This is a genomic window from Ancylobacter oerskovii, assembly GCF_018390555.1.
Lineage (GTDB): Bacteria > Pseudomonadota > Alphaproteobacteria > Rhizobiales > Xanthobacteraceae > Ancylobacter > Ancylobacter oerskovii.
Genome location: NZ_JAHBGB010000006.1, coordinates 517,978 through 539,308 on the forward strand (window position 1 = coordinate 517,978; position 21,331 = coordinate 539,308).

Annotated in this window: 17 protein-coding genes; 12 read left to right on the forward strand and 5 right to left on the reverse strand. The window is 68.9% G+C overall.

Annotated elements, in window-relative coordinates; translation table 11 throughout:
• Positions 1 to 12 precede the first annotated feature (12 nt).
• Positions 13 to 951 (forward strand): LysR family transcriptional regulator, encoded by a 939-nt coding sequence (locus KHC19_RS07460; protein WP_213351705.1) that lies wholly within the window; start codon positions 13 to 15, stop codon positions 949 to 951.
• Here KHC19_RS07460 and KHC19_RS07465 read toward each other — a convergent pair.
• The 3 genes from KHC19_RS07465 to KHC19_RS07475 form a co-directional block, all read right to left on the reverse strand.
• The gene (locus KHC19_RS07465) at positions 905 to 2,248 is read right to left on the reverse strand and encodes an HlyD family type I secretion periplasmic adaptor subunit (protein ID WP_213351706.1); all 1,344 of its coding nucleotides are present in this window, start codon (positions 2,246 to 2,248) and stop codon (positions 905 to 907) included. The two genes, KHC19_RS07460 and KHC19_RS07465, sit on opposite strands and share 47 nt — an antisense overlap.
• Positions 2,245 to 3,951 (reverse strand): type I secretion system permease/ATPase, encoded by a 1,707-nt coding sequence (locus tag KHC19_RS07470; RefSeq protein WP_213351707.1) that lies wholly within the window; start codon positions 3,949 to 3,951, stop codon positions 2,245 to 2,247. The genes KHC19_RS07465 and KHC19_RS07470 overlap by 4 nt, the downstream gene beginning before the upstream one ends.
• Positions 3,952 to 4,080: 129 nt before the next feature.
• On the reverse strand, positions 4,081 to 5,148 hold the full coding sequence (locus KHC19_RS07475) for an acyltransferase family protein (protein ID WP_213351708.1): 1,068 nt from the start codon (positions 5,146 to 5,148) through the stop codon (positions 4,081 to 4,083).
• A 746-nt stretch (positions 5,149 to 5,894) separates the two neighbouring features.
• Here KHC19_RS07475 and KHC19_RS07480 point away from each other — a divergent pair.
• The 8 genes from KHC19_RS07480 to KHC19_RS07515 are packed head-to-tail and all read left to right on the forward strand — an operon-like array spanning position 5,895 to position 16,690.
• Positions 5,895 to 7,232 carry an LLM class flavin-dependent oxidoreductase gene (locus tag KHC19_RS07480; protein WP_213351709.1) on the forward strand — a complete coding sequence of 446 codons (1,338 nt, stop codon included), beginning with the start codon at positions 5,895 to 5,897 and terminating at the stop codon, positions 7,230 to 7,232.
• A gap of 57 nt (positions 7,233 to 7,289) precedes the next feature.
• Complete coding sequence (locus KHC19_RS07485; RefSeq protein WP_343207670.1) at positions 7,290 to 8,435, forward strand: ABC transporter ATP-binding protein; 1,146 nt, start codon at positions 7,290 to 7,292, stop codon at positions 8,433 to 8,435.
• Positions 8,432 to 10,168, forward strand: coding sequence for an ABC transporter permease (locus KHC19_RS07490; protein WP_213351710.1), 1,737 nt, complete (start codon positions 8,432 to 8,434; stop codon positions 10,166 to 10,168). The genes KHC19_RS07485 and KHC19_RS07490 overlap by 4 nt, the downstream gene beginning before the upstream one ends.
• Positions 10,169 to 10,181: 13 nt before the next feature.
• Positions 10,182 to 11,744, forward strand: a complete 1,563-nt coding sequence (locus KHC19_RS07495) for an FAD-dependent oxidoreductase (RefSeq protein ID WP_213351711.1) — start codon at positions 10,182 to 10,184, stop codon at positions 11,742 to 11,744.
• A 22-nt stretch (positions 11,745 to 11,766) separates the two neighbouring features.
• The gene (locus KHC19_RS07500; RefSeq protein ID WP_213351712.1) at positions 11,767 to 13,155 is read left to right on the forward strand and encodes an LLM class flavin-dependent oxidoreductase; all 1,389 of its coding nucleotides are present in this window, start codon (positions 11,767 to 11,769) and stop codon (positions 13,153 to 13,155) included.
• 29 nt (positions 13,156 to 13,184) lie between these two features.
• Positions 13,185 to 14,255, forward strand: a complete 1,071-nt coding sequence (locus KHC19_RS07505; protein WP_213351713.1) for an ABC transporter substrate-binding protein — start codon at positions 13,185 to 13,187, stop codon at positions 14,253 to 14,255.
• 54 nt (positions 14,256 to 14,309) lie between these two features.
• A complete protein-coding gene (locus KHC19_RS07510) occupies positions 14,310 to 15,905 on the forward strand; it encodes a rhodanese-like domain-containing protein (RefSeq protein ID WP_213351714.1) in 1,596 nt (531 codons plus the stop codon).
• A 20-nt stretch (positions 15,906 to 15,925) separates the two neighbouring features.
• A complete protein-coding gene (locus tag KHC19_RS07515) occupies positions 15,926 to 16,690 on the forward strand; it encodes an SDR family NAD(P)-dependent oxidoreductase (RefSeq protein ID WP_213351715.1) in 765 nt (254 codons plus the stop codon).
• Between the two features lie 63 nt (positions 16,691 to 16,753).
• On the opposite strand, the gene KHC19_RS26165 is transcribed toward KHC19_RS07515, so the two are convergent.
• The gene (locus KHC19_RS26165; protein ID WP_281418546.1) at positions 16,754 to 16,885 is read right to left on the reverse strand and encodes a hypothetical protein; all 132 of its coding nucleotides are present in this window, start codon (positions 16,883 to 16,885) and stop codon (positions 16,754 to 16,756) included.
• A 303-nt stretch (positions 16,886 to 17,188) separates the two neighbouring features.
• Here KHC19_RS26165 and KHC19_RS07520 point away from each other — a divergent pair, with 303 nt between their 5' ends.
• The gene (locus KHC19_RS07520; RefSeq protein ID WP_378296519.1) at positions 17,189 to 18,601 is read left to right on the forward strand and encodes a TolC family outer membrane protein; all 1,413 of its coding nucleotides are present in this window, start codon (positions 17,189 to 17,191) and stop codon (positions 18,599 to 18,601) included.
• A 414-nt stretch (positions 18,602 to 19,015) separates the two neighbouring features.
• On the opposite strand, the gene KHC19_RS07525 is transcribed toward KHC19_RS07520, so the two are convergent.
• Positions 19,016 to 19,849, reverse strand: a complete 834-nt coding sequence (locus tag KHC19_RS07525; protein ID WP_213351717.1) for an oxidoreductase — start codon at positions 19,847 to 19,849, stop codon at positions 19,016 to 19,018.
• Between the two features lie 560 nt (positions 19,850 to 20,409).
• Between KHC19_RS07525 and KHC19_RS07530 the strand changes: the two genes are divergently transcribed.
• Both KHC19_RS07530 and KHC19_RS07535 read left to right on the forward strand, forming a co-directional pair.
• Positions 20,410 to 20,652 carry a type II toxin-antitoxin system Phd/YefM family antitoxin gene (locus KHC19_RS07530; RefSeq protein WP_037068778.1) on the forward strand — a complete coding sequence of 81 codons (243 nt, stop codon included), beginning with the start codon at positions 20,410 to 20,412 and terminating at the stop codon, positions 20,650 to 20,652.
• Positions 20,652 to 21,077, forward strand: coding sequence for a type II toxin-antitoxin system VapC family toxin (locus KHC19_RS07535; RefSeq protein ID WP_213351718.1), 426 nt, complete (start codon positions 20,652 to 20,654; stop codon positions 21,075 to 21,077). Before KHC19_RS07530 ends, KHC19_RS07535 begins: the two co-directional genes overlap by 1 nt.
• Positions 21,078 to 21,331 lie beyond the last annotated feature (254 nt).

The following is a 21,331-nucleotide window of genomic DNA, read 5'->3' on the forward strand; positions in this document are numbered from 1 at the left end:
ATCGGAGGCGACATGTCGATCACGCAGCTTCGGGCCTTCCACCATGTCGCCGCCGCCGGCGGCTATTCCCAGGCGGCCCGCGAGACGGCCATCAGCCAGTCCAATCTCTCCAATCAGGTGCGCCAGCTCGAGGCGGCGTCCGGCCTGTCGCTGTTCGAGCGCGGGCCGCGCGGCGTCACCCTCACCGACGACGGCGCGCGGCTCTATCAGGTGACGTCGCGGCTGTTCGCCACCCTGGCCGAGGCGGCCGCCATCCTCAAGAGCCGCAAGATCGACGGCGGGCAGCTGCGCGTCGCCGCCGACGGCGTGGTGCATTCGCTGCCGATCCTGCGGGCGCTGCGCCGGCGCCGGCCCAACCTGGTCTTCTCGCTGCAGGTGCACAATTCCGACAACGTCATCGAGCAACTGCTGCAGTTCCGCGCCGATGTCGGCATCACCGCCGAGCTGCCGAAGGACGAGCGCCTCAGGGTGCAGCCGCTCGCCAGCATGAAGCTGGGCCTGATGGTGCCGGTGGAGCATCACTGGGCCGGACAGGGCAGCCTCGCCATGCGCGATCTCGCGGGGGTAAATTTCGTGCTGCGCGAGCGCGGCTCGCGCACCCGCGCGGTGTTTGAGCAGAATCTCGCCGAGAGCGGCGCCGGCCTCGGCTCGGTGCTGGAGGTGTCGACGCGCGAGGGCGTGCGCGAGGCGGTGGCCGCCGGCTTCGGCCTCGGCGTCATCGCCGATCTCGAATTCGGCTACGACACGCGGCTGCGCTTCGTGCCGATCCGCGACGCCGCCGTCACCATCGACGAATATGTCGTCTGCATGGAGGAGCGGCGCCGCCTGCCGCTCATCGACGACTTCTTCGCCTGCGCGCAGGAGGCCTTCGTGCCGGCCTTCGCCCCCGCCGGCTCGCCGGCGCTCACTCCTCGCGCATCGCGCGGGCGATCTGGTCCCGAAGCGGCTTGACGAGGTAGCTGAGCGCGGTGCGCTCGCCGGTCTGGAGGAACACCTCGGCCGGCATGCCCGGTATCAGCTTCAGGCCGCCCAGCCGCTCGGTCTGCGCCGGCGGCAGGGTGATCTGGGCGACGTAGTAGCTCAGCCCCGTCTTCTCGTCCCTGGTCAGGTCGGCCGACACCCGCGACACCACCCCCTCGATCTCCGGCGTGGTCTTCTGATTGAAGGCGGCGAGGCGGATCTCGGCGATCTGGCCCACCAGCACCTGGTCGATATCGGCCGGGGAGATCTTCGCCTCGATCACCAGCGCGTCGCCTCCGGGCACGATCATCATCACCGTCTGGCCCGGCGAGATGACGCCGCCGACGGTGTGGACGTCGAGCTGGTGCACGATGCCGGCCACCGGCGCGCGCAGCTCGACGCGGGTCAGCTTGTCCTGCGCGGCGATCCGGCGCTCCTGCAGCTCCGCCCATTTGCCTTCGATCTCGCGCAATTGCTCGATGACCTCGGCGCGGCGGTCCTGGTCCAGCTGCAGGATCTGCAGCTCGGTCTCGCTGATGCGCCCGCGGGTCCGCGCGAGGTCGGCCTGCAGCTGGCCGCGCTCGCCGGAGATGCGGGCCTTGTCGCGCTGCAGCGACCGCAGGCGGGTGAGTGGCGCCAGCCCCTTCCTGTAGAGCTCGTCGGTGCCGGCGATCTCTTCCTTGATGAAACCGATCTCGACGCTCTTGGCGGCGATCTGGGCGTTGAGCCCCTCCACCTCGTCGCCGAGCTGGCCGATGCGGGTGCGCAGCTGCGAGACCTGCCCGTCCATCGCCGTGCGGCGCGAGGTGAACAGGCTGATCTCGCCGTCGATCGCCCGCGCCACATTCGCCTCCTCGCGCCGGGCGACGAGGTCGGGCGCGTGGCTCACCGCGTCGCGGCCGTCGCGCTCGGCCTCCAGTCGGGCCCGGCGGGCCGACAATTCGACCAGCTGGGTGTCGACCACCATGAGATTGGCGAGGGTGACGGTGTCGTCGAGCCGCAGCAGCCTCTCGCCGGCGCCGACATGCTGGCCTTCCTTCACCGCGATGGTGCCGACGACGCCGCCCTCCGGGTGCTGGATGCGCTTGCCGGAGCTTTCCACCACCACCGTGCCGGCGGCGACCACCGCGCCGTTGAGCGCCGCCATCGCCGCCCAGCCGCCGCCGCCCAGCACCAGCACCAGCACGGTGACGGCGCCGATCGCGAGATGGCGCTCGATGCCGTCCTCGCCCGAGCGGGCGGCGAAGCGGGCGCGCAGCCGCCCGAGAAACGTGCCGGCCGCGCTCATGCCGCCACCGGCTGCTTGAGCACGCGCCCCAGCACCTCCGCCTTCGGCCCGAAGGCCTGCTGGCGTCCTTCCGCCAGCATCAGCACCAGGTCGACGGCGGCGAGCGCGCTCGGGCGATGCGCGATGACCACCACGACGCGCTTTGTCTCGCGCGCCCAGCGTATCGCCTGGGTCAGCGCCGCCTCGCCCTCGGCGTCGAGATTGGAATTGGGCTCGTCCAGCACGATGAGGAAGGGCTCGCCATAGAGCGCCCGGGCCAGCGCCACGCGCTGGCGCTCGCCGCCGGACAGGGCGATGCCGCCCTCCCCCAGCCGCGTGTCGTAGCCGGCCGGCAGCCGCAGGATCATGTCGTGCACGCCGGCGCGGGTGGCGGCGGCGATGATGGCGGCGGGGTCGGGATCGGGGCGGAAGCGGGCGATGTTCTCCGCCACCGTGCCGTCGAACAATTCGATGTCCTGCGGCAGATAGCCGATATGCCTGCCGAGCGCGTCGCGCTCCCATTGCTCCAGCGTCGCGCCGTCGAGCCGCACGCCTCCCTTGGAGCCCGGCCACGCGCCGACCAGCCCGCGGGCCAGGGTCGACTTGCCCGAGCCGCTGGCGCCGATCACCCCGACCGCGCTGCCAGCCGGCACCGAGAATGTGAGGCCGGCGATGATCGGCCGGGTCTGCCCGGGCGCCGCCACCGCCAGCGCCTCGACGTCGAGGTGGCTCGCCGGCGCCGGCAGCGCCATCGGCGTCGCGCTGGGCGGCAGCTCGCGCACCAGCGCCGAGAGCCGCTCATAGCCCTGGCGGGCGGCGACGAAGCCGCGCCAGTTGGCAATGGCGAGCTCGACCGGCGCGAGGGCGCGCGAGGAGATGATGGAGGCGGCGATCATCACGCCGCCGGAGGCCTCGCCGTCGATCACCAGGAAGGCGCCGGCCGCCAGCATCAGCGATTGCAGCAGGAAGCGGAACGACTTGCTGGTGGCGACGAGATCGCCGGACACATAGGTCGCCCGGCGATTGTCGGCGAGATAGGCCGCGTGCGCCTGCTCCCAGCGCGCCCGCATGGTGCCGCCCATGCCGAGCGCGCCGATGGTCTCGATGTTGCGCGAATAGGAATCGGCGAGCGCGTTGCGGGCCGAGCTGCGCTTGGCGACCTCGCGCTGCGGCGCCTTGGTGGCGACCTCCGTCACCACCATGAAGCCGCACAGCACGAGGATGCCGCCGAGGCCGACTAGGCCGAGCAGCGGATGGAACAGGAACAGCAGCCCGAGATAGAGCGGCACCCAGGGCAGGTCGCATAGGGCGATCGGCCCCTGCCCGGACAGGAACTGCCGCAACTGGTCGAGATCGCGCAGCGGCTGCTGGCTGTTGCCCTCCCGCCCGCGGCGCAGCGCCAGCCCGGCCATCAGGTCGAAGGCGAGGCCGCGCAGATTGGCGTCGAGCCGGGTCCCCAGCCCCACCAGCACGCGGGCGCGGATCAGGTCCAGCACGCCCTGGAAGGCGTAGAGCACCACGGCGAGGACCAGCAGCGCCACCAGGGTCGGCACGCTGCGGCTGGCCAGCACGCGGTCATAGACCTGCAGCATGAAGAACGGGCCGGTGAGCATCAGCAGATTGATGACGCAGCTGAACAGGGCGATGCCCGTCAGCGCCCGGCGACAGGAGCGGAACAGGGTGCCGAGCGCGAGCACGGGCGGGCGATGGGCCGGGGCGTTCATCAGGTCACTGCCGGGTCGTGGGTCCGCAAGGGAAGGTTGCCGGGGTAGCCGATGCCTCTGACATCTGCATGACCGTTCCGCCCGTCGCCGCCATGCATGTGGAAACCGGTGAGACCGCCGGCTCCCCGATCAGGCGAGCACCGGCGCGCGACGCCCCATCGCCATCCCCGGCACCTCGACGAAGCGATGCAGCAGCGCCGAACCGGCGATGATGACCGGCAGCGAGGCGAGCATCGAGGCCAGCAGCATGCCGCTCGACATCGAGGGGACGAGGCTCGCGGCCAGTCCCATGACGAGACCGATGACGATGATGTGCAGGAGGTAGATCGAATAGGAGATCCGCCCCAGCCACAGCATGGCCGGGTGGCACAGCACCGCGTCCCCCGCGCCCGTCACCAGCAGCGGAAAGAACACCGCCCACACCAGCAGGGCGACGGCCGCCGGCGCCAGCATGGCCAGCGCGCCCGCCAGCAGCACCAGCGCGACACCGGCTCCCGCCTTCCCCTGAATGGCGGGCCATGCCAGGCGGGAGCCGATCCCCACGAGGAAATAGGGGGTGGCGGCGAAGAGCAGCGAATCCCGCGCGAAGGTGCCGAAGAGCCCGCCCGCCGCCGCGGTCCAGAGCACCACGCAAAGCGCCACCACCGCCACCGCGCCCCGCACGGTGCCGAGCGCCGCCACGACGAACGGCGCCACCAGATAGAACTGCCATTCGAGCGAGACCGACCATCCGGTTCCGAGGAAAACCCCGTCCGCGTAGGGCAGCACCTCTTTCGGCAACATGCCGTGCAGCATGGTCATCTGCGCGAGGAAGTAGGCGACAGGGGCGCCCGCCACGGCATCGGCTCGCCCTTGATAGAGCGCGACGAGAGACGGGCCGGCAAACGTCTCCAGGCCGTGGATGAACCAGCCATAGCTCGCCCACCCCAGGCCCACGCACACCGCGAAGGCGGGAAACAGCCGGAGGAACCGCCGGCACAGATAGGGGACGTAGGCTTCGCGCTTCCCGAGGACGAGATGGGTGATCACGAAGCCGCTGATGATCATGAAGACATGCACGGCATGGGTCGCCCCATTGACCAGCCATTGCGCGGCCCAGCCGGGCACGGCCACGCCGGAATAGGCGATCATGTGGTTCAACGCGGCCCACAGTGCCAGAATTCCGCGAAGGCCCTCTATGGCGCCCCATCGCTGCATCGTTCACGCCCCGCTTCCAGCCACACGTCCCCTCACCCTGCATAGGACAGTCGTCACGGCCGAGGTAGTGCCCCCGGGGCATTGAGTGCCGGTGGCGAAGGCGATCGGTCGCGCGATGGCGGCATGGGCGATGGCGGCATGGGCAATCGCGCCGCCCGTCTCCTGCCTCCCTGCCCTCGATGAAAGTGCTGAGATGACGGGCCTCGGGGAGAGCGGCCGGAGCCGGTCGTGTGCAACTCGCCGCAGGGAGGATGAAGGGGATGGATGGTTTCCCGATCCGATCCCGCGACCGCCCCTCCCCGGACCCGCCGCCGATCCATGGCGGAGATCGGGCGGGGCTTCTGAAAATGGGCCGTCATGGAGCGATCGGCATAGGGGCATGGCGACGATCCGGCATCGGCATCGCCTCCCCCCGATCCCGGCCCCGCCCCGGCCCCGCCCCTGCCCGCGGCGGCGCGACGAGCGTCGGCAAGGCGGGCATCGAACCGCCAGGATGCGGCCGCTCCGCGAAGCGGCGTCCGTGGAATTTTCTTCTGTTTTTGCCGGGGCTTCCGGCGCAAGCATCGGTACAACCAGAGATAATATATATTTTCTATAGACAAAAAATCCAACGCGCCTATGTTGGCCCGAACCCGCGCGGACACGTTCCGCATCCCTCGCCACCCGAAACAGGGGAGCCCGTCCGCCTCGGCACCCTCGTGCATGCCCGCAGGTTCAGCCGTCGCCGCGACGCCTCGATCAGTTCGATGTCCAGCACGTCCCGCATCCACCTCAACGTCTTCGTGCCCACCACCGGGCATCACGAGGCTTCCTGGCTGCATCCGGGCACCCGGCCCGAGCGCCTCACCGATATCGCCTATTATCGCGAGACCGCCGCCATCGCCGAGCGCGGCAGGTTCGATTCGCTGTTCCTCGCCGACCAGCTCGCCATCGGGCGCAGCGTGAAGCATGTGGCGCAGGGCAAGCTGGAGCCGCTGACCCTGCTCTCCGCGCTGGCCGGCGCCACCGAGCGGATCGGGCTGATCGCCACCGCCTCCACCACCTATTCCGAGCCCTACAACCTCGCCCGCCAGTTCGCCTCGCTGGATCACATCAGCGGCGGCCGCGCCGGCTGGAACATCGTCACCTCCTGGTCGGCGGAGGCGGCCGGCAATTTCGGCCTCGCCCAGCGCAACTCGCATGCCGACCGCTACCGCCGCGCCACCGAATATGTCGAGGTGGTCCGCAAGCTGTGGGACAGCTGGGAGGACGATGCCCGCCGCCACGACCGGACGAGCGGCATCTATGCCGACACCGACCGCATCCACGCCATCGATCACCAGGGCGAGGCATTCCGGGTGCGCGGCCCGCTCGACCTGCCGCGCCCGCCGCAGGGCCATCCCGTGCTGGTGCAGGCCGGTTCCTCCGACGAGGGGCGCGCCTTCGCCGCCCGCTATGCCGAGGCGATCTTCACCGCCCAGCAGGAGCTCGCCGACGCGCAGGCCTTCTATGCCGACGTGAAAAGCCGCGCCGCCGGCTTCGGCCGCGACCCGGACGGCATCAAGATCCTGCCCGGCCTGTCCCCCATCCTCGGCTCCACCGAGGCGGAAGCGCGCCGGAACGAGGAGGAGCTGAACGACCTCACCATCCCGGCGGTCGGCCTCAAGCACCTCTCGCAGCGCTTCGACGGCTTCGACTTCACCGTCTTCCCGCTGGACGAGCCGATCCCCGTCGAGGCCTTCCCCCGCCCGGCCACCGTGCAGGGCGCGCAGAGCCGCTCGCAGGTGATCCTCGACATCGTCGCTCGCGAGCGCCCCACCCTGCGCGGCCTGCTGCGCCGCCTCGCCGGCGGGCGCGGCCACAAGGTGCTGGCCGGCACCCCGGCCGCCATCGCCGACCACATCCAGCTCTGGGTCGAGCAGCGCGCCGCCGACGGCTTCAACATCATGCCCGCCACCGTGCCGGCCGGGCTCGCGGATTTCGTCGACGAGGTGGTGCCGATCCTGCGCCGGCGCGGCCTGTTCCGCACCGAATATGCCGGCCGCACGCTGCGCGAGCATTACGGCCTCGTCCGGCCGGCGAGCCGCTATGCCCGGTCGGCCTGACCGGCCGGCCGTCGCACTGACCCTACACCTCACCGTACTGACCGACCGGAGCCTGACGTGAGCCTGCCGTCCCCCGCCCCCCGCTTCGCCCCGCCGTCGCCGCAGACGGCCGACCGGCCCCGGCTGGAGCTGCGCAACCTGCGCAAGCGGCTCGGCGACACCGCCGCCGTGAACGGCATCGACCTCAAGGTCGCGCCGGGAGAAAGCGTGGTTCTTCTAGGCCCTAGCGGCTGCGGCAAGACCACCACCCTGCGCATGATCGCCGGCTTCCTGCAGCCGGATGGCGGCGAGATCCATCTCGACGGCGTGGTGGCCTCCACCGCCGCCTTCGCCCTGCCGCCGGAGAAGCGCCAGCTCGGCATGGTGTTCCAGTCCTACGCCGTGTGGCCACACAGGACCGTCGCCGAGAATGTCGGCTACGGCCTTGAAGTTGCTGGGAAAAAGAAGAAGGAAATCGAGGCGGGCGTCGCCGAGGTGCTGGATCTGGTGCAGCTCTCGGCGCTGGCGAAGCGCTACCCGGCGGAGCTCTCCGGCGGCCAGCAGCAGCGCGTCGCCCTCGCCCGCGCGCTGGCGACCAAGCCGTCGCTACTGCTGCTCGACGAGCCGCTCTCCAATCTCGATGCCTCCCTGCGCGAGGAGATGCGCTTCGAGCTGCGCGCCCTCCAGAAAAACATCGGCCTGACAACGCTTTACGTCACCCACGACCAGGACGAGGCCCTCGTCCTCGCCGACCGCATCGTGGTGATGAACAAGGGCCGCATCGAGCAGGTGGGCACGCCGGAGGAGGTCTATCGCACCCCGGCCAGCCGCTTCGTCGGCAGCTTCATCGGCATCGCCAACCTGATCGAGGGCGAGGTCGATGCCGTCGATCGCGGCGCCGGCAAGGTCCGCATCGCGCTCGACGGCGGCGACCGTCTGTGGAGCCGGGCGCCCGCGCGCTGGCTTGCCGACGCGGCCCCGGGCAGCCGCGCCACCGTGCTGCTGCGGCCGGAGGATTTGCGCCTCGAGCAGCCGCAAACCCCTGATCAGGAACGCGGAATCGAGGCGTCGTTCCTCGCGGAATCCTTCCTCGGCAATCGCTATGAGCTGAAGTTCCGCGCCGGCACGACACCGCTGCGGGTGCAGACGCGCCGCCGCGGCACCTTCGTCGATGGCCGCGCCCGGCTCTGGGTCCGGCCAGGCAGCGCGTGGGTGGTGGCATGAGCGAGATCACCGCCTCCCACCGGCTGGTCGGCGACAGCCCCGCGACCAGCCTGCCGCTGCTGCGGCGGCTGTCGACGCTCCAGCCGGTCCGCTTCCTCGTCATCGGCGGCTCCATCGCTATCCTCTTGGCATTGATCGCTTATCCGCTGGCGCTGCTCGCCGGCTACAGCTTCGTCGATGCCCATGGCAACGTGACCTTCGACACCTTCGAGAAGGCCTTCGCCCGTCGCGGCATGTGGCAGGCGACGGTGAATTCCGGCTGGCTTGTGCTGTTCGTGACCGTCGGCGCCTGCGCGCTCGGCGTGCCGCTCGCCTGGATCGTCGCCCGCACCGACGCGCCGGGCAAGGCGCTGGTGACGTTGTCGGCCGGCATCTCCTTCGTGATCCCGACCTTCATCTCGGTGATCTCGTGGATCTTCCTCGCCGCCCCGAACTCGGGCTATCTCAACAGGTTGGCGGTGGAATATCTCGGTTTCAGCACCGCGCCGCTCAACATCATGAGCTTCGGCGGCCTGGTCTTCATCGAGATCGTCGGCGTCTATCCGCTGGTGTTCTTCGCGGTCAGCGCCGCCCTGCACAATATCGATGCCAGCCACGAGCAGGCGGCCCGCGTGCTCGGCGCCAGCCGGCTGCGCACCACGCTGACGGTAACGCTGCCGCTGGTGCGCCCGGCCATCCTCTCCGCGGTGATCCTCGTCATGCTGGACGCGCTGTCCTCCTTCGGCGCGCCGGCGGCGATCGGCACCATGGCGAATTTCTCGGTCATCACCACCAAGATCTACGACTTGCTGAAGTTTCCGCCGCAGTTCAACTACGCGGCGGCGGTGGCGATGCCGATCCTGATCGTCACCGCGCTCAGCCTGCTGATCCAGAAATACGCCATCCGCACCGAGAATTTCCGCACTCTCACCGGCAAGGCGAGCGCCGACCAGATCACCACGCTCGGCCGCTGGCGCTGGCTGGCAGGCGGCTTCTGCCTGCTCGTCGCCTTCGGCACCGCCGTGCTGCCGGTCGGCGCGCTGGTGCTGCTGTCGCTGCTCTCCTCCTTCGGCGCGCCGATCAGCCTCGATAACCTCGTGACCAAGCATTACGGGCTGATCTTCGACGAGGATTTCGTCGCCCGCGCCTCGATCATCCATTCGATGCTGCTGGCGCTGGCCACCGCCACGGTCTGCGCGACGCTCGGGCTGGTGCTCGGCTGGGTGGTGGAGCGCTTCCGCTTCTTCGGCCGCGAGGTGATCTCCTTCCTCGTCATGATCGCCTATGGCTTCCCCTCCATCGCCTATGCGGTGGGGATCCTGATGGGCTATGTCGACCTGTTCTACGGCACGCTGACGCTGATCCTCATCGCCTATGCCGGCAAGCTGCTGCCAATCGCCTTCGTGCTGGTGAGGAACGGCATCCAGCAGCTCTCCACCGATCTGGAGGAAGCCGCGCGCATCTCCGGCGCCGGCTGGCTGCGCTCGATCCGGGACGTGACCTTCCCGCTGGTGCGCGGCGCGGTCGGCATCGCCTGGGTGCTGATGTTCTCGCTCAGCCTGCGCGAGCTCTCCATGTCGGCGATCCTCGCCCAGTCGGACACCCAGGTGATGCCGACCGTGGTGTTGCAGTTCATCGAGGACGGCGCCGTCGAGCTCGCCGCCGCGCTCGCCGTGATCATCGTCGCGGTCAGCCTGACCATGCTCGGCCTCATCCGCCTCTTCACCCGCAAGAAGACGGCCGTCGTCAGCTAGCGGAGAAATCTCCATGACCCTGCACACCCCCGCCTCCGAACGCTTCGACGAAGCGTTCGACGTCCTCGTCGTCGGCTTCGGCTTCGCCGGCGGCGCCTCCGCCATCGCCGCCCACGATGCCGGCGCTCGCGTGCTGCTAATCGAGAAGCAGCCCGATCCCGGCGGCATCTCGATCTGCGCCGGCGGCGGCATCCGCACCGTCGTCGAGCCGGAGGGCGCGCGCACCTATCTGCGTCACACCGTCGGGCCGGATGTGCCGGACGATGTGCTCGACACCGTCGCCGGCGGCATGGCGGAGCTGGAGCCCTATTTCCGCGGCCTCGCCAAGGTGAACGGCGCGCAGATCGAGGTGCACCGGCGCGTCGCCAACTACCCCTTCCCCGGCCACGACGCCTTCGGCACCGTCGAGGTGCTGTCGATCCCCGGCTTCGACGCGCGCACCGAATATCCGCATGTGCGCGGACGGCTGCGCGGGCCGAACGTGTTCAAGCTGGTGCACGACAATGTCCGCGCCCGCGGCATCGAGGTGCGGCTGAACACGGCGGCGGAACGGCTGATCCTCGGCCCGGATGGCGGCGTGCTTGGCGCCGAGATCCGTGAGGACGGCCAGTTGAAGCGCATTGCCGCCCGGCGCGGCGTCATCCTCGCCTCCGGCGGCTTCGAGGCGGCACCGGAAATCCAGCGCAAATACTGGCAGATCCGCCCGGTTCTGCCGGTGGCCACGCGCAGTAATACCGGCGACGGGCTGCGCATGGCGCAGGCGGCCGGCGCCGACCTCTGGCACATGTGGCACTTCCACGGTTCCTACGGCTTCCGCCACCCAGACCCGGCCTATCCCTACGGCCTGCGCGTCAAGAAGGTGCCGGACTGGACGCCGCAGCTGCAGGAGCCGGATGTACGCCTGTCCTGGATCGTGCTCGACCGCCAGGGCCGGCGCTTCATGAACGAATACCAGCCCTATCTGCAGGACACCGGCCACCGTCCGCTCGACCAGTACGATGCGCAGACGCAGCGTTTCCCGCGCATCCCGGCCTTCCTGGTCGTCGACGAGGAGGGGCGCAAGCTCTACCCGCTCGGCCAGACCGTACTGAACGACCGCACGGTGGAGCCCTATGAGTGGAGCGACGACAATCTGAAGGAGGTCGGCAACGGCATCCTCAAGCGGGCCGACAGCGTCAAGGAGCTCGCCGTGCTCATCGGCGCCGATCCCGCGGCGGTCGCCGAAAGCCTCGCGCGCTGGAACGCCGCGGTGGAGGACGGCCGCGACGGCGATCACAACCGCCCCGCCGGGACGCTGTTCCCGGTGAAGAACCCGCCCTTCTATGTCGGCGAGCTGTGGCCGGTGGTCAGCAACACCCAGGGCGGCCCGGCGCATGATGCGCGCCAGCGCGTCGTCACCCCGCACGGCACGCCGATCCCCCGCCTCTACGAGGCCGGCGAGATCGGATCCATCTGGGGCTTCCTCTATCTCGGCGCCGGCAACCTCGCGGAGTGTTTCGTCACCGGCCGGATCGCCGGCCGCGAAGCGGCGAGCGAACGTCCCTGGGCCAGTTCCCCCGAGCTGACCACCGCCTGACGCGACTTCAAGGATCCTGTGAATGACTGCCCGCAAGCATATGGCGCTCGGCGCCTTTCTCTATCCCACCGGCCACCATGCCGCCGCCTGGCGCCACCCGCAGGCGCAGGCCGATGCCGGCATCAACTTCAGGCACTACGCCCAGATCGCGCAGCAGGCCGAGGCGGCGAAATTCGACCTGCTGTTCCTGGCCGACAGCGCCGGGGCGCGCGGCGAGGATTGGGGGGCGCTCGCCCGCTTCTCCACCCATTATGTCGCGCAGTTCGAGCCGCTGACCCTGCTCGGGGCGCTGGCGGCGGTCACCGAGCGCATCGGCCTCGTCGCCACCGCCTCCACCACCTATAACGAACCCTATGTCCTGGCGCGGAAATTCGCCTCGATCGACCATATCAGCGGCGGCCGCGCGGGGTGGAACCTCGTCACCTCCGGCAATGAGGGCGAGGCCTATAATTTCGGCCGCGACACGCATCCCCCGCATGACGAGCGCTACCGCCGCGCCACCGAATTCCTCGCCGTGGCGGAGGGATTGTGGGACAGCTGGGAGGACGACGCCTTCTCCCGCGACAAGGAAAGCGGCGTCTTCTTCGATCCCGAGAAGGTCTACAGCCTCGATCATCGCGGCGAATTCTTCGCGGTGCGCGGCCCGCTGAACATTCCCCGCTCGCCGCAGGGCTGGCCGGTGCTGGTGCAGGCCGGCTCGTCCGAGGCCGGCAAGGAACTCGCCGCCGCGTCGGCCGAGGTGGTGTTCACCGCCCAGCAGACGCTCGCCGCCGCCCAGGCCTTCTATCGCGACGTGAAGGCGCGCGCCCTCGCCCATGGCCGCGCGCCGGACGAGGTGAAGATCCTGCCGGGTATCTTTCCAGTGGTCGGCCGCACCGAGGCGGAAGCGAAGGCGAAATTCGAGGAACTGCAGAACCTCATCCACCCGGATGTCGCGCTGTCGATCCTCGAACACCGGCTCGGCATCCCGCTGCGCCATTTGCCGCTCGACGGACCGCTGCCGAAGGACATCCCGCTCACCAATGCGGCGCAAAGCCGGCAGGCGCTGCTGCTGGAACTCGCCGAGCGCGAGGGCCTGTCGATCCTGCAGCTCGGCCTGCGGGTCGCCGGCGCGCGCGGCCACTGGCAGGTGGTCGGCACGCCCGAGCAGATCGTCGACGTGATGGAGGAGCGCTTCCTCAACGAGGGCGCCGACGGCTTCAACGTCATGCCGCCTTATCTTCCCGGCGGGCTCACCGACTTCATCGAGCTGGTGATCCCCGAACTGCGCCGCCGCGGCCTGTTCCGCACCGATTATGAAGGCCGCACGCTGCGCGAGCATCTCGGCCTGAAGCGCCCGGCGCGCCACCACAAGCACAACAAGGCGATCGAGAGCATCGGCCACGCCGCCGATGCGCCGGCCGCCGCCTGACAGACATCACCCGTTTCGGAGAATTAGAGATGCTCATCGACAAGCGCAGCCTCATCAAGGGTGCCGCCGCCCTCGCTTTCGCCGCCGGCCTCGCCGCGCCGCTCACGTCTGCACGCGCGGACACGCTGCCCGAGCGCTTCGCCAACCTCTACGAGGCGGCGAAGAAGGAAGGCCAGGTGGTCTTCTATACTTCCTACCGGCAGGAGACGAGCACGGCGGTCCTGGAGTTCTGGCGCAAGAACTTCCCCGATGTGAAGCTGAACATCGTCCAGAAGCAGACGCTCGACCTCATCCCCACCATCGAGGCGGAAAAGGCGGCCGGCCGCACCAACCCGGACGTGGTGTTCATCTCCCAGCGCTTCATCCTCGACGACTGGAAGAAGCGCGGCTACCTGACGCCCTACAAGGTGCGCGACTTCGACAAGATCGGCGGCAACTACAGGGATGCCGACGGCAACTACCTCGCCACCGCCGCCACCCTGCTCTCCGCCGCCTACAACCCGAAGGTCTTCCCCGATCCGTCGGTGCTGCCGAAGAAGATCACCGACTTCCTCGATCCCAAGTGGAAGGGCAAGATCGTCTTCTCCGATCCGCGCTCGGCCGCCTCGCAGCTCACCTGGTTCCAGACGCTGCTCGCGCACAACATCATCACCTGGGACACCATCAAGGGCTTTGCGGCGCAGGACTTCCTGTTCACCCGCGGCAATGCGGAATCGGTGCGCCTGCTGGTCGCCGGCGAGCGCGATCTGTCGCCGCTGATCTCCTCGCAGAACGTCGTCACCGCCAAGGAGCGCGGCCAGAGCATCGAGGCCTATATCCTCGACGAGGGCGTCGTCACCAACGAGAACTACCTGTCGATCTTCAAGGGCGGCCCGAACCCCGAAGCCGCCAAGCTGCTGATCGAGGTGCTCACCAGCGCCGAGGGGCAGGAGATCGTGGCCAATGCCGGCTCCTACATCCCCACCCACCCGGACGCCAAGACCCCGGCCGGCCTGCCCAAGCTGGCCGACATCAAGGTGATCGTCGCGGATCAGGACATCGGCGGCGACGCCTCGCAGAAGTTCCTCGAGCAGTTCGACGCGGTGTTCAACCGCCAGTGACGCGTTCCGGCCCTCCCGTCCTGGGGAGGGCCGCTTTTCCTGCAGGTTCCCGACATGCCCCGCGCCTTCCCGCGCCTCGACGCCGCCGCCCTCCATGCCCGCCTGAAAAGGGAGGCCGAAATCGCCCTCCTCGACGTGCGCGAGGAAGGCATTTTCGGCCAGCGCCACCTTCTCGCCGCCTCGAACGCGCCGCTCTCGCGCCTGGAGCGAATCGTGCCGCCGCTGGTGCCGCGCCTCGCCACTCCCATCGTGCTGGTCGACGACGACGAGACGCTCGCCGAGCGTGCCGCGCTCCTCCTTGCGCAGGCCGGCTATGGCGACGTCGCGATCCTCGCCGGCGGTGTGTCCGCCTGGGCATCGGCCGGCTTCGAACTGTTCGGCGGGGTGTATGTGCCCAGCAAGGCCTTCGGCGAATTCGTCGAAATCACCTACAACACCCCGCACATCGACGCGCAGGAGTTCGAGGCCCGCCGCAAGGCCGGCGAGGACATCGTGCTGCTCGATAGCCGCCCCTTCGACGAGTACAGCTGGATCACCATTCCCGGCGCCATCGATTGCCCCGGCGGCGAGCTCGTGCTGCGGGTGCGCGAGAGCGTGCCGAGCGACGACACGCTGATGGTGGTCAATTGCGGCGGCCGCACCCGTTCGATCATCGGGGCGCAGGTGCTGATCGATGCCGGGCTGCCCAACAAGGTGGTGTCGCTGAAGAACGGCACGCAGGGCTGGCATCTCGCCGGCCTGGAGGTCGAGCGCGGCGCCAGCACCGTGGCGCCGCTGCCGGCGCCGGCGGCGCAGGACTGGGCGCGCGAGGCGGCGGCGCGGCTCGTCGAGCGCTATCGGATCCCGGTGATCGACACGGCCACGCTCGCCGGCTTCGAAGCGGAGCGGGAGGCCGTCACCCTCTACCTCTTCGACGTGCGCGACCCGGCGGAATACCGCGCCGGCCACCGCCCCGGCTTCCTGCCGGCCCCCGGCGGCCAGCTGGTGCAGGCGACGGACACGTTCATCGCCGTCCGCCGCGCGCGCATCGTGCTCGCCGACACCGATGGCGTGCGGGCCCGGACCACCGCGGCCTGGCTCGTGCGCATGGGCTTCGATCATGTCTTCGTGCTGGACGAGGCCGCCGGCACCGGCGCGGTGGAAACCGGCGAGGCCCCGGACGCGCTCCTCGGCCTCCCGGCCGCCCGCGTCGAGGAACTCGCGCCGGCCGACCTCGCCGGGCTGCTCGAAGGCGCGCAGGCCGTGGTGGTCGACCTCGGTTCGACGCGCGACTATCGGGCCGGCCACATTCCCGGCGCGTGGTTCGCCATCCGTGCCCGCCTCGGCGAGGACGCCGCGAAGCTGCCGCCGGCGTCCCTCTGCGTGCTGACCTCGCCCGACGGCCTGTTCGCCCGGCTTGCTGCCGCCGAACTCGCCGCCGCGACCGGCACCCCGGTGAAGGCGCTCGCCGGCGGCACAGCGGCATGGAAGGCGGCCGGCTTCCCGCTGGAGAGCCAGCCGGAATACCTCGCCTCGGCGCCCGACGACGTGTTCCTCAAGGCCTTCGAGCGCCGCGACAGGCGCGAGGAGGCCATGCGCGACTACCTGCAATGGGAGCTGGACCTCGTCGAGCAGGTACGGCGCGACGGCACCCTCTCCTTCCGCCTCTGACCGATACCAGGGATCATCACATGAGTTCTGCCGATAGCCGCCCGCTCGCCGGAAAAGTCGCACTGGTTACCGGATCGGCCCGACGCATCGGCCGCGAAAGTGCCCTGCTGCTGGCGCGGGAGGGCGCGCATGTCGTCGTCCACGCGCGGTCCTCGCGCGAGGAGATCGAAGCGGTCGCCGCCGAGATCCGCGCCGGGGGCGGACGGGCCACCGCGCTCCTCGCCGACATCACCGTGGAAGCCGAGGCGCAGGGGCTGGTCGACGCCATCCTCGGCGAGACCGGACGCCTCGATATCCTGGTGAACAATGCCGCGATACGCGGCGAGAAACCGTTCACCGAGCTGGATCTTGCGGCGTTCCGCGCCGTCTATTCCGTCATCGTGGAAGGCGCCTTCCTCGTCACCCGGGCCGCGGTCCCGGCCATGCTGAAGAACGGCTTCGGCCGCATCGTCACCATCGGCGGGGTGAGCGCGCATAGCGGCGTGTCCCACCGCGTGCATGTGGCCACCGCCAAGGCGGCGCTGGTCGGCTTCACCAAGGCGCTGGCGATCGAGTTCGGCGCGCAGGGCATCACCGCCAACATCGTGGTGCCCGGCCGCATCGGGGGGACGCGCTCCAGGACCTCCGGCGCCGGCGGTGCCTTTCCCGGCGGCGGCTATTTGCCGGTCGGCCATGAAGGCGCGCCGCGCAACGTCGCAGAGATCGTCCGCACACTGGCATTGCCGTCCGGCGATTTCATCACCGGGCAGACCATCCATGTGAATGGCGGCATGTACCTGCCATAGGCGCGACGGTGGAAGCCGCTTGCGGCGGGCTGCCCTTCCCGCCGATCGGCAGGCCGCGCCCGTTCAGTCGTTGCCCTTGAGCGCCCACCAGACGCCGCTCACGCCGACGATCAGCAGATAGAGCAGCACGGCCGCCAGCGCGACCAGCGGAACGGACAGCAACCCGATCAATATCAGCGACATCGTTTCGATCATCGAATCCACCCTGCACATTCGGGACATGGCAGGCAAGCGCGACGAGCGTCCCCAGATCACCACGCCCGCCCGGCGGGAAGGACGACCTGCCCGACGGCGACAGACCCGCGCCCCTATTGGAAAACCGACCCGCTCCCGCGTTGCCAAAATTAAAGGTACTATGAAGTTTCTCAATTCGCTGTCAGTATGCCCGGGCATTTGAGGATCTGGGATGGAGTGACGGCTCCATGTCAGCACGGGCCAGGCCATTGCTCCCACCCCCTGCGGAGCGATGCGTCTGGCCCGACTTTTCAGTAGGTGATGATGATGCGTTCCGGTTCTGGATGGCAGCATTGCTGGGTGGTTCTGCTCCTTGTCGGCTATGCCGCCACCGCATCCGCCGCTCGCTCGCAAACGCTCGATCAGGCGCTCGTCTCGGCCTACGACGCCAACCCGTCATTGAACTCCCAGCGCGCGGCCACCCGCGCCACCGACGAATATGTGCCGATCGCGCTGGGCGGCTACCGGCCGCAGGTATTCGGCAGCGCGTCGATCGGCACGCAATGGGTGGAGGGGCGCTACAACACCGGGACCGGGAACGGCTCCGTCACCTCCCACTACAAGACGGATCCCTCGAGCATCGGCATCACCATCAGCCAGACCATCTATGACGGGCTGAAAACCGCCAATTCCGTCCGCGGCGCCGAATCCCAGGTGAAGGGTCAGCGCGAGCTGCTGCGCAACACCGAGCAGACGGTGCTGCTGGATGCCGCCACCGCCTATATGAACGTGCTTCAGAACTCCGCCCTCGTCGACCTGCGCAAGCAGAACCTCGCGGCCTTCCAGGAAGAATTGCGGTCGGCACGCGAACGCTTCGCTGTCGGCGAGATCACCCGCACCGATGTCGCCCAGGCGGAAGCCAGCGTCGCCAATGCGCAGAGCACGCTGGCCGAGGCCACCGCCAACCTCAACACCGCCGGCGCGGTATTTTTCCAGGTCACCAGGCTGAAGGCGAGCAAGCTGGCGCCCGGCCGGCCGATCGACCCGATGCTGCCGAAATCTCTCGATGCGGCCGTGGCCATGGGCCTGTCGCGGCACCCCGCCATTCTGGCCGCGCAATATGCGGTGGATCAGGGGCAGGCCAATGTGAAGGTGTCCGAGGCGGCGCTGTCGCCGACCCTCACGCTCAATGGAGAGGCCGCCTCGCAATATAATTACTACGACGACGGCGACCCGGTCGCGCGCGGCACCAGCGCCGCGGCGACGCTGAACCTCTCCGTGCCGATCTACCAGGGCGGTTCGGAATTCGCCAATATCCGCGAGAGCAAGGAACTGCTCAGCCAGTCGCGCATCGAGGTCGACGTGAACCGCGATCAGGTGCGGGCAAACGTCGTGCAGTACTGGGGTGCGCTGGTGGCGGCAAAGGACGCCATCGAATCGGCGCAGGCCTCGGTGGCCGCCAACGAGATCGCGCTGCGCGGCGTGCGCCAGGAATGGCGGGTCGGCCAGCGCACCACGCTCGACGTGCTGAACGCCCAGACCGCGCTGTTCGACGCGCGGGCCAGCCTCGTCACCGCCCAGCGCGACCGGGTGGTCGCCTCCTATGCGGTGCTGTCCTCGGTAGGCGAACTCAGCGCGACCCGGCTGAAGCTGAAGGTCGCGACCTACAATCCGAAGATCCACTACAACCAGGTGCGCGACGCCTGGATCGGCGTGCGCACTCCCGGCGGACAGTAATGCGGGAAGGCGGCGCCCCGTGTCGGATTTCCCTTCCCCCCGCGACAGGACGTGTCTCGCCTGATGACCATCGCCATCCCAGCCTGCTGCAAGCGACATGACGCCTGATCCCGCGACCTCGCCACGCAAGCGGCGGGTGATGATGCGCCCGGCCCCCGAAGCCTGCCGCTACCGGACCGGGGGCGGTGCGGCGATCGATGGCCACGACGCGCGGTTCTGCTGCCGGCGATGCGGGCATGTCAGCCCGCTCATATGTGGGCTGAGCGCGACGGAGATCGCCCGCGGAATGCCCTGCCCGCTCTGCAACCCGTAAGCACCGCAAGCCGCCGAAACGACTGCGGAACGCATGCCGACGGGGTCGGCATACCCACTCGGCGACCCCGCAGATCCGGCCGGCACATGCTGGACCGGGTCTCAATCCGAAGTGAAATCGGTGGACGTGCTGAGGTCTCGCCAGCGCTGCACTTCCTCCAGCCGGACGCGATCGGCCTCGACGAGGGCGCGGAAGGCATCGCTGCCGAGCGCCAGCCGAAGCGGCGGCCTGTCCATGGCGGCGAGTTGCAGCACCGCGGCGGCGGCTCGCCGCGGATCGCCCGGCTGACGACCGTTGAAATCCCGTTGCATGCGCGCGGCCGCGCCGACCACCGCGTCATATTCGGGGCGCCCCTCCCGGATGGTGGTGGACGAGCCGGCGAAGTCGGTTCGAAATCCCCCCGGCTCCAGAATGGTGACGGCGACGCCGATCAGTGCCATCTCGCGGGCCAGCACCTCGGAAAACCCTTCCACTCCCCATTTCGCCGCCGAATATGCCGCCCGCCCGGGAGCGCCGATCCGGCCTCCCACCGAGGAAAACTGGATGATGTGGCCGGCACGCTGGGCACGAAGGACGGGTATCGCCGCCTTGGTGACGATGATCGTCCCGAACAGGTTGGTGTCGATCTGCTGCCGGAAGTCGGCCAGATCGGTGTCTTCGACGGATCCGATATTGCCGTAGCCGGCATTGTTCACGACGATGTCCAGGCGACCGAACGCGGCCACGGCCGCTGCGACCGCGGCCTTTGCCGCGCCGTCGTCGGTGACATCCAGCGGGACGGGCAGGATGGCTTTCCCGTGGATGTCCACGAGATCGCGCAGGCCCGCGGGATCGCGAGCGGTGGCCACGACGCGATGCCCGTTCTCCAGGGCGGCCTCCACGATGGCGCGCCCCAGCCCCCGCGTGCTGCCGGTAACGAACCAGACCTTCGACATGACGACCTCTCCCTGTCGCGGGCGCACGCCCCGACCGACAGGACATCATCGCCGCCCGGGCATCTCGCCCGCAGCGGCAGCCGTCGTCTTTCACCGATGCCCGGCACACCGCCGGATGAGGGGAGGACGATCAGCGAGGTTGCCCATCGATGATCGTCGACAAGCAACCAGGCGAGCGGGACCAAAGCTGACCATGATGCTCTATGACAACGTCACCAGGATGCACCCGCGCAGCGCCAATCGGGGTGGCAATCAGGGACGTGCCATTGGATGCAGGCTCACCCGACATCTGAAGTTGCACCCAATCCGGGATGGGAGACCCGTCATTGATCCAATTGCGAACGTCTGCGAGCTCAAAGCGTTTTTGATGAAGTATCATTTCCATATCTCCTGAAAGGCCCGCGAGCACCACGCTGGCGAGCGATCAGGGCGTGCCTCCCGAACGTGCGATCTGGATGACCTGTGGCCGCGGATCACGACGGAAGGAGGCGGAACGAGCTGATGCTGGAAATCATAAGCTCGACGCGCTATATGACTATCTACATGGTCAGGAACGTGACATGGATGCGATCAATCTGGCGGACGCCAAAGCCCATCTGAGCGAACTGGTCGACCGGGTCGAGGCAGGCGATTCGATCGACATTACCCGTCGCGGCAAGCCGGTCGCGCGGCTCACCGCCGTGGCAAGGCCACGCAAGCCGATCGATGCCGCGCTGCTTCAATCGCTGACGGCAGCGATGCCGCCACAGTCCCAGAGTGCTGCCGATCTCGTGCGGTCGATGCGGGATGGCGATCGCTACTGATGCTGTATCTCGACACGTCGCTGATCGTTGCGGCGCTCTCCAATGAAGCGATGACGCCGCGCGTTCAGACTTGGCTGGCGGAACAGGACCCGGCGCAGTTCCTGATCAGCGACTGGACCGTCACCGAGATGTCGTCGGCCATGGCGATCAAGCTGCGGACCGGACAGATCAACCTGGAGCAACGCGCCGCGGCGCTCGCCATGTTCAACAAGCTGGTCGCCGAGAGCTTCACCGTGCTGCCCGTGACGGGTGGGCATTTCCGGGCGGCGGCGAGGTTTGCCGATCAGCATGCCCTTGGGCTTCGTGCGGGAGACGCGCTGCATCTTGCTGTCGCCTCGGAGCATGGCGCCACAGTGCACACGCTCGACCAACGGCTTGCCGACGCCGGACCGGCGCTCGGTGTGCCGGCGCAATTGCTGGCATGATCCGGGCCTTCCCCATCTTGGCCGGTCCCTTCGGAAGTCGCCATGGCCGGGGACTGGTCCAATGCCGGTCTCCTTCGCCAACCGCCTGGTGAGCTTGCGGGTCTGTCCCGACCGGAGCGTCGTCGAGGGGCAGGTGATCTGCGAGCATCAAAGGTGTTCGCGCACTCTCCCATGATTGCCAGAGTCGCACCGGCCGGAATAGCGAGGCCACGGATCGGCCGCCGGAAAATGGCGTCAGACCTTTGGCGACGAGA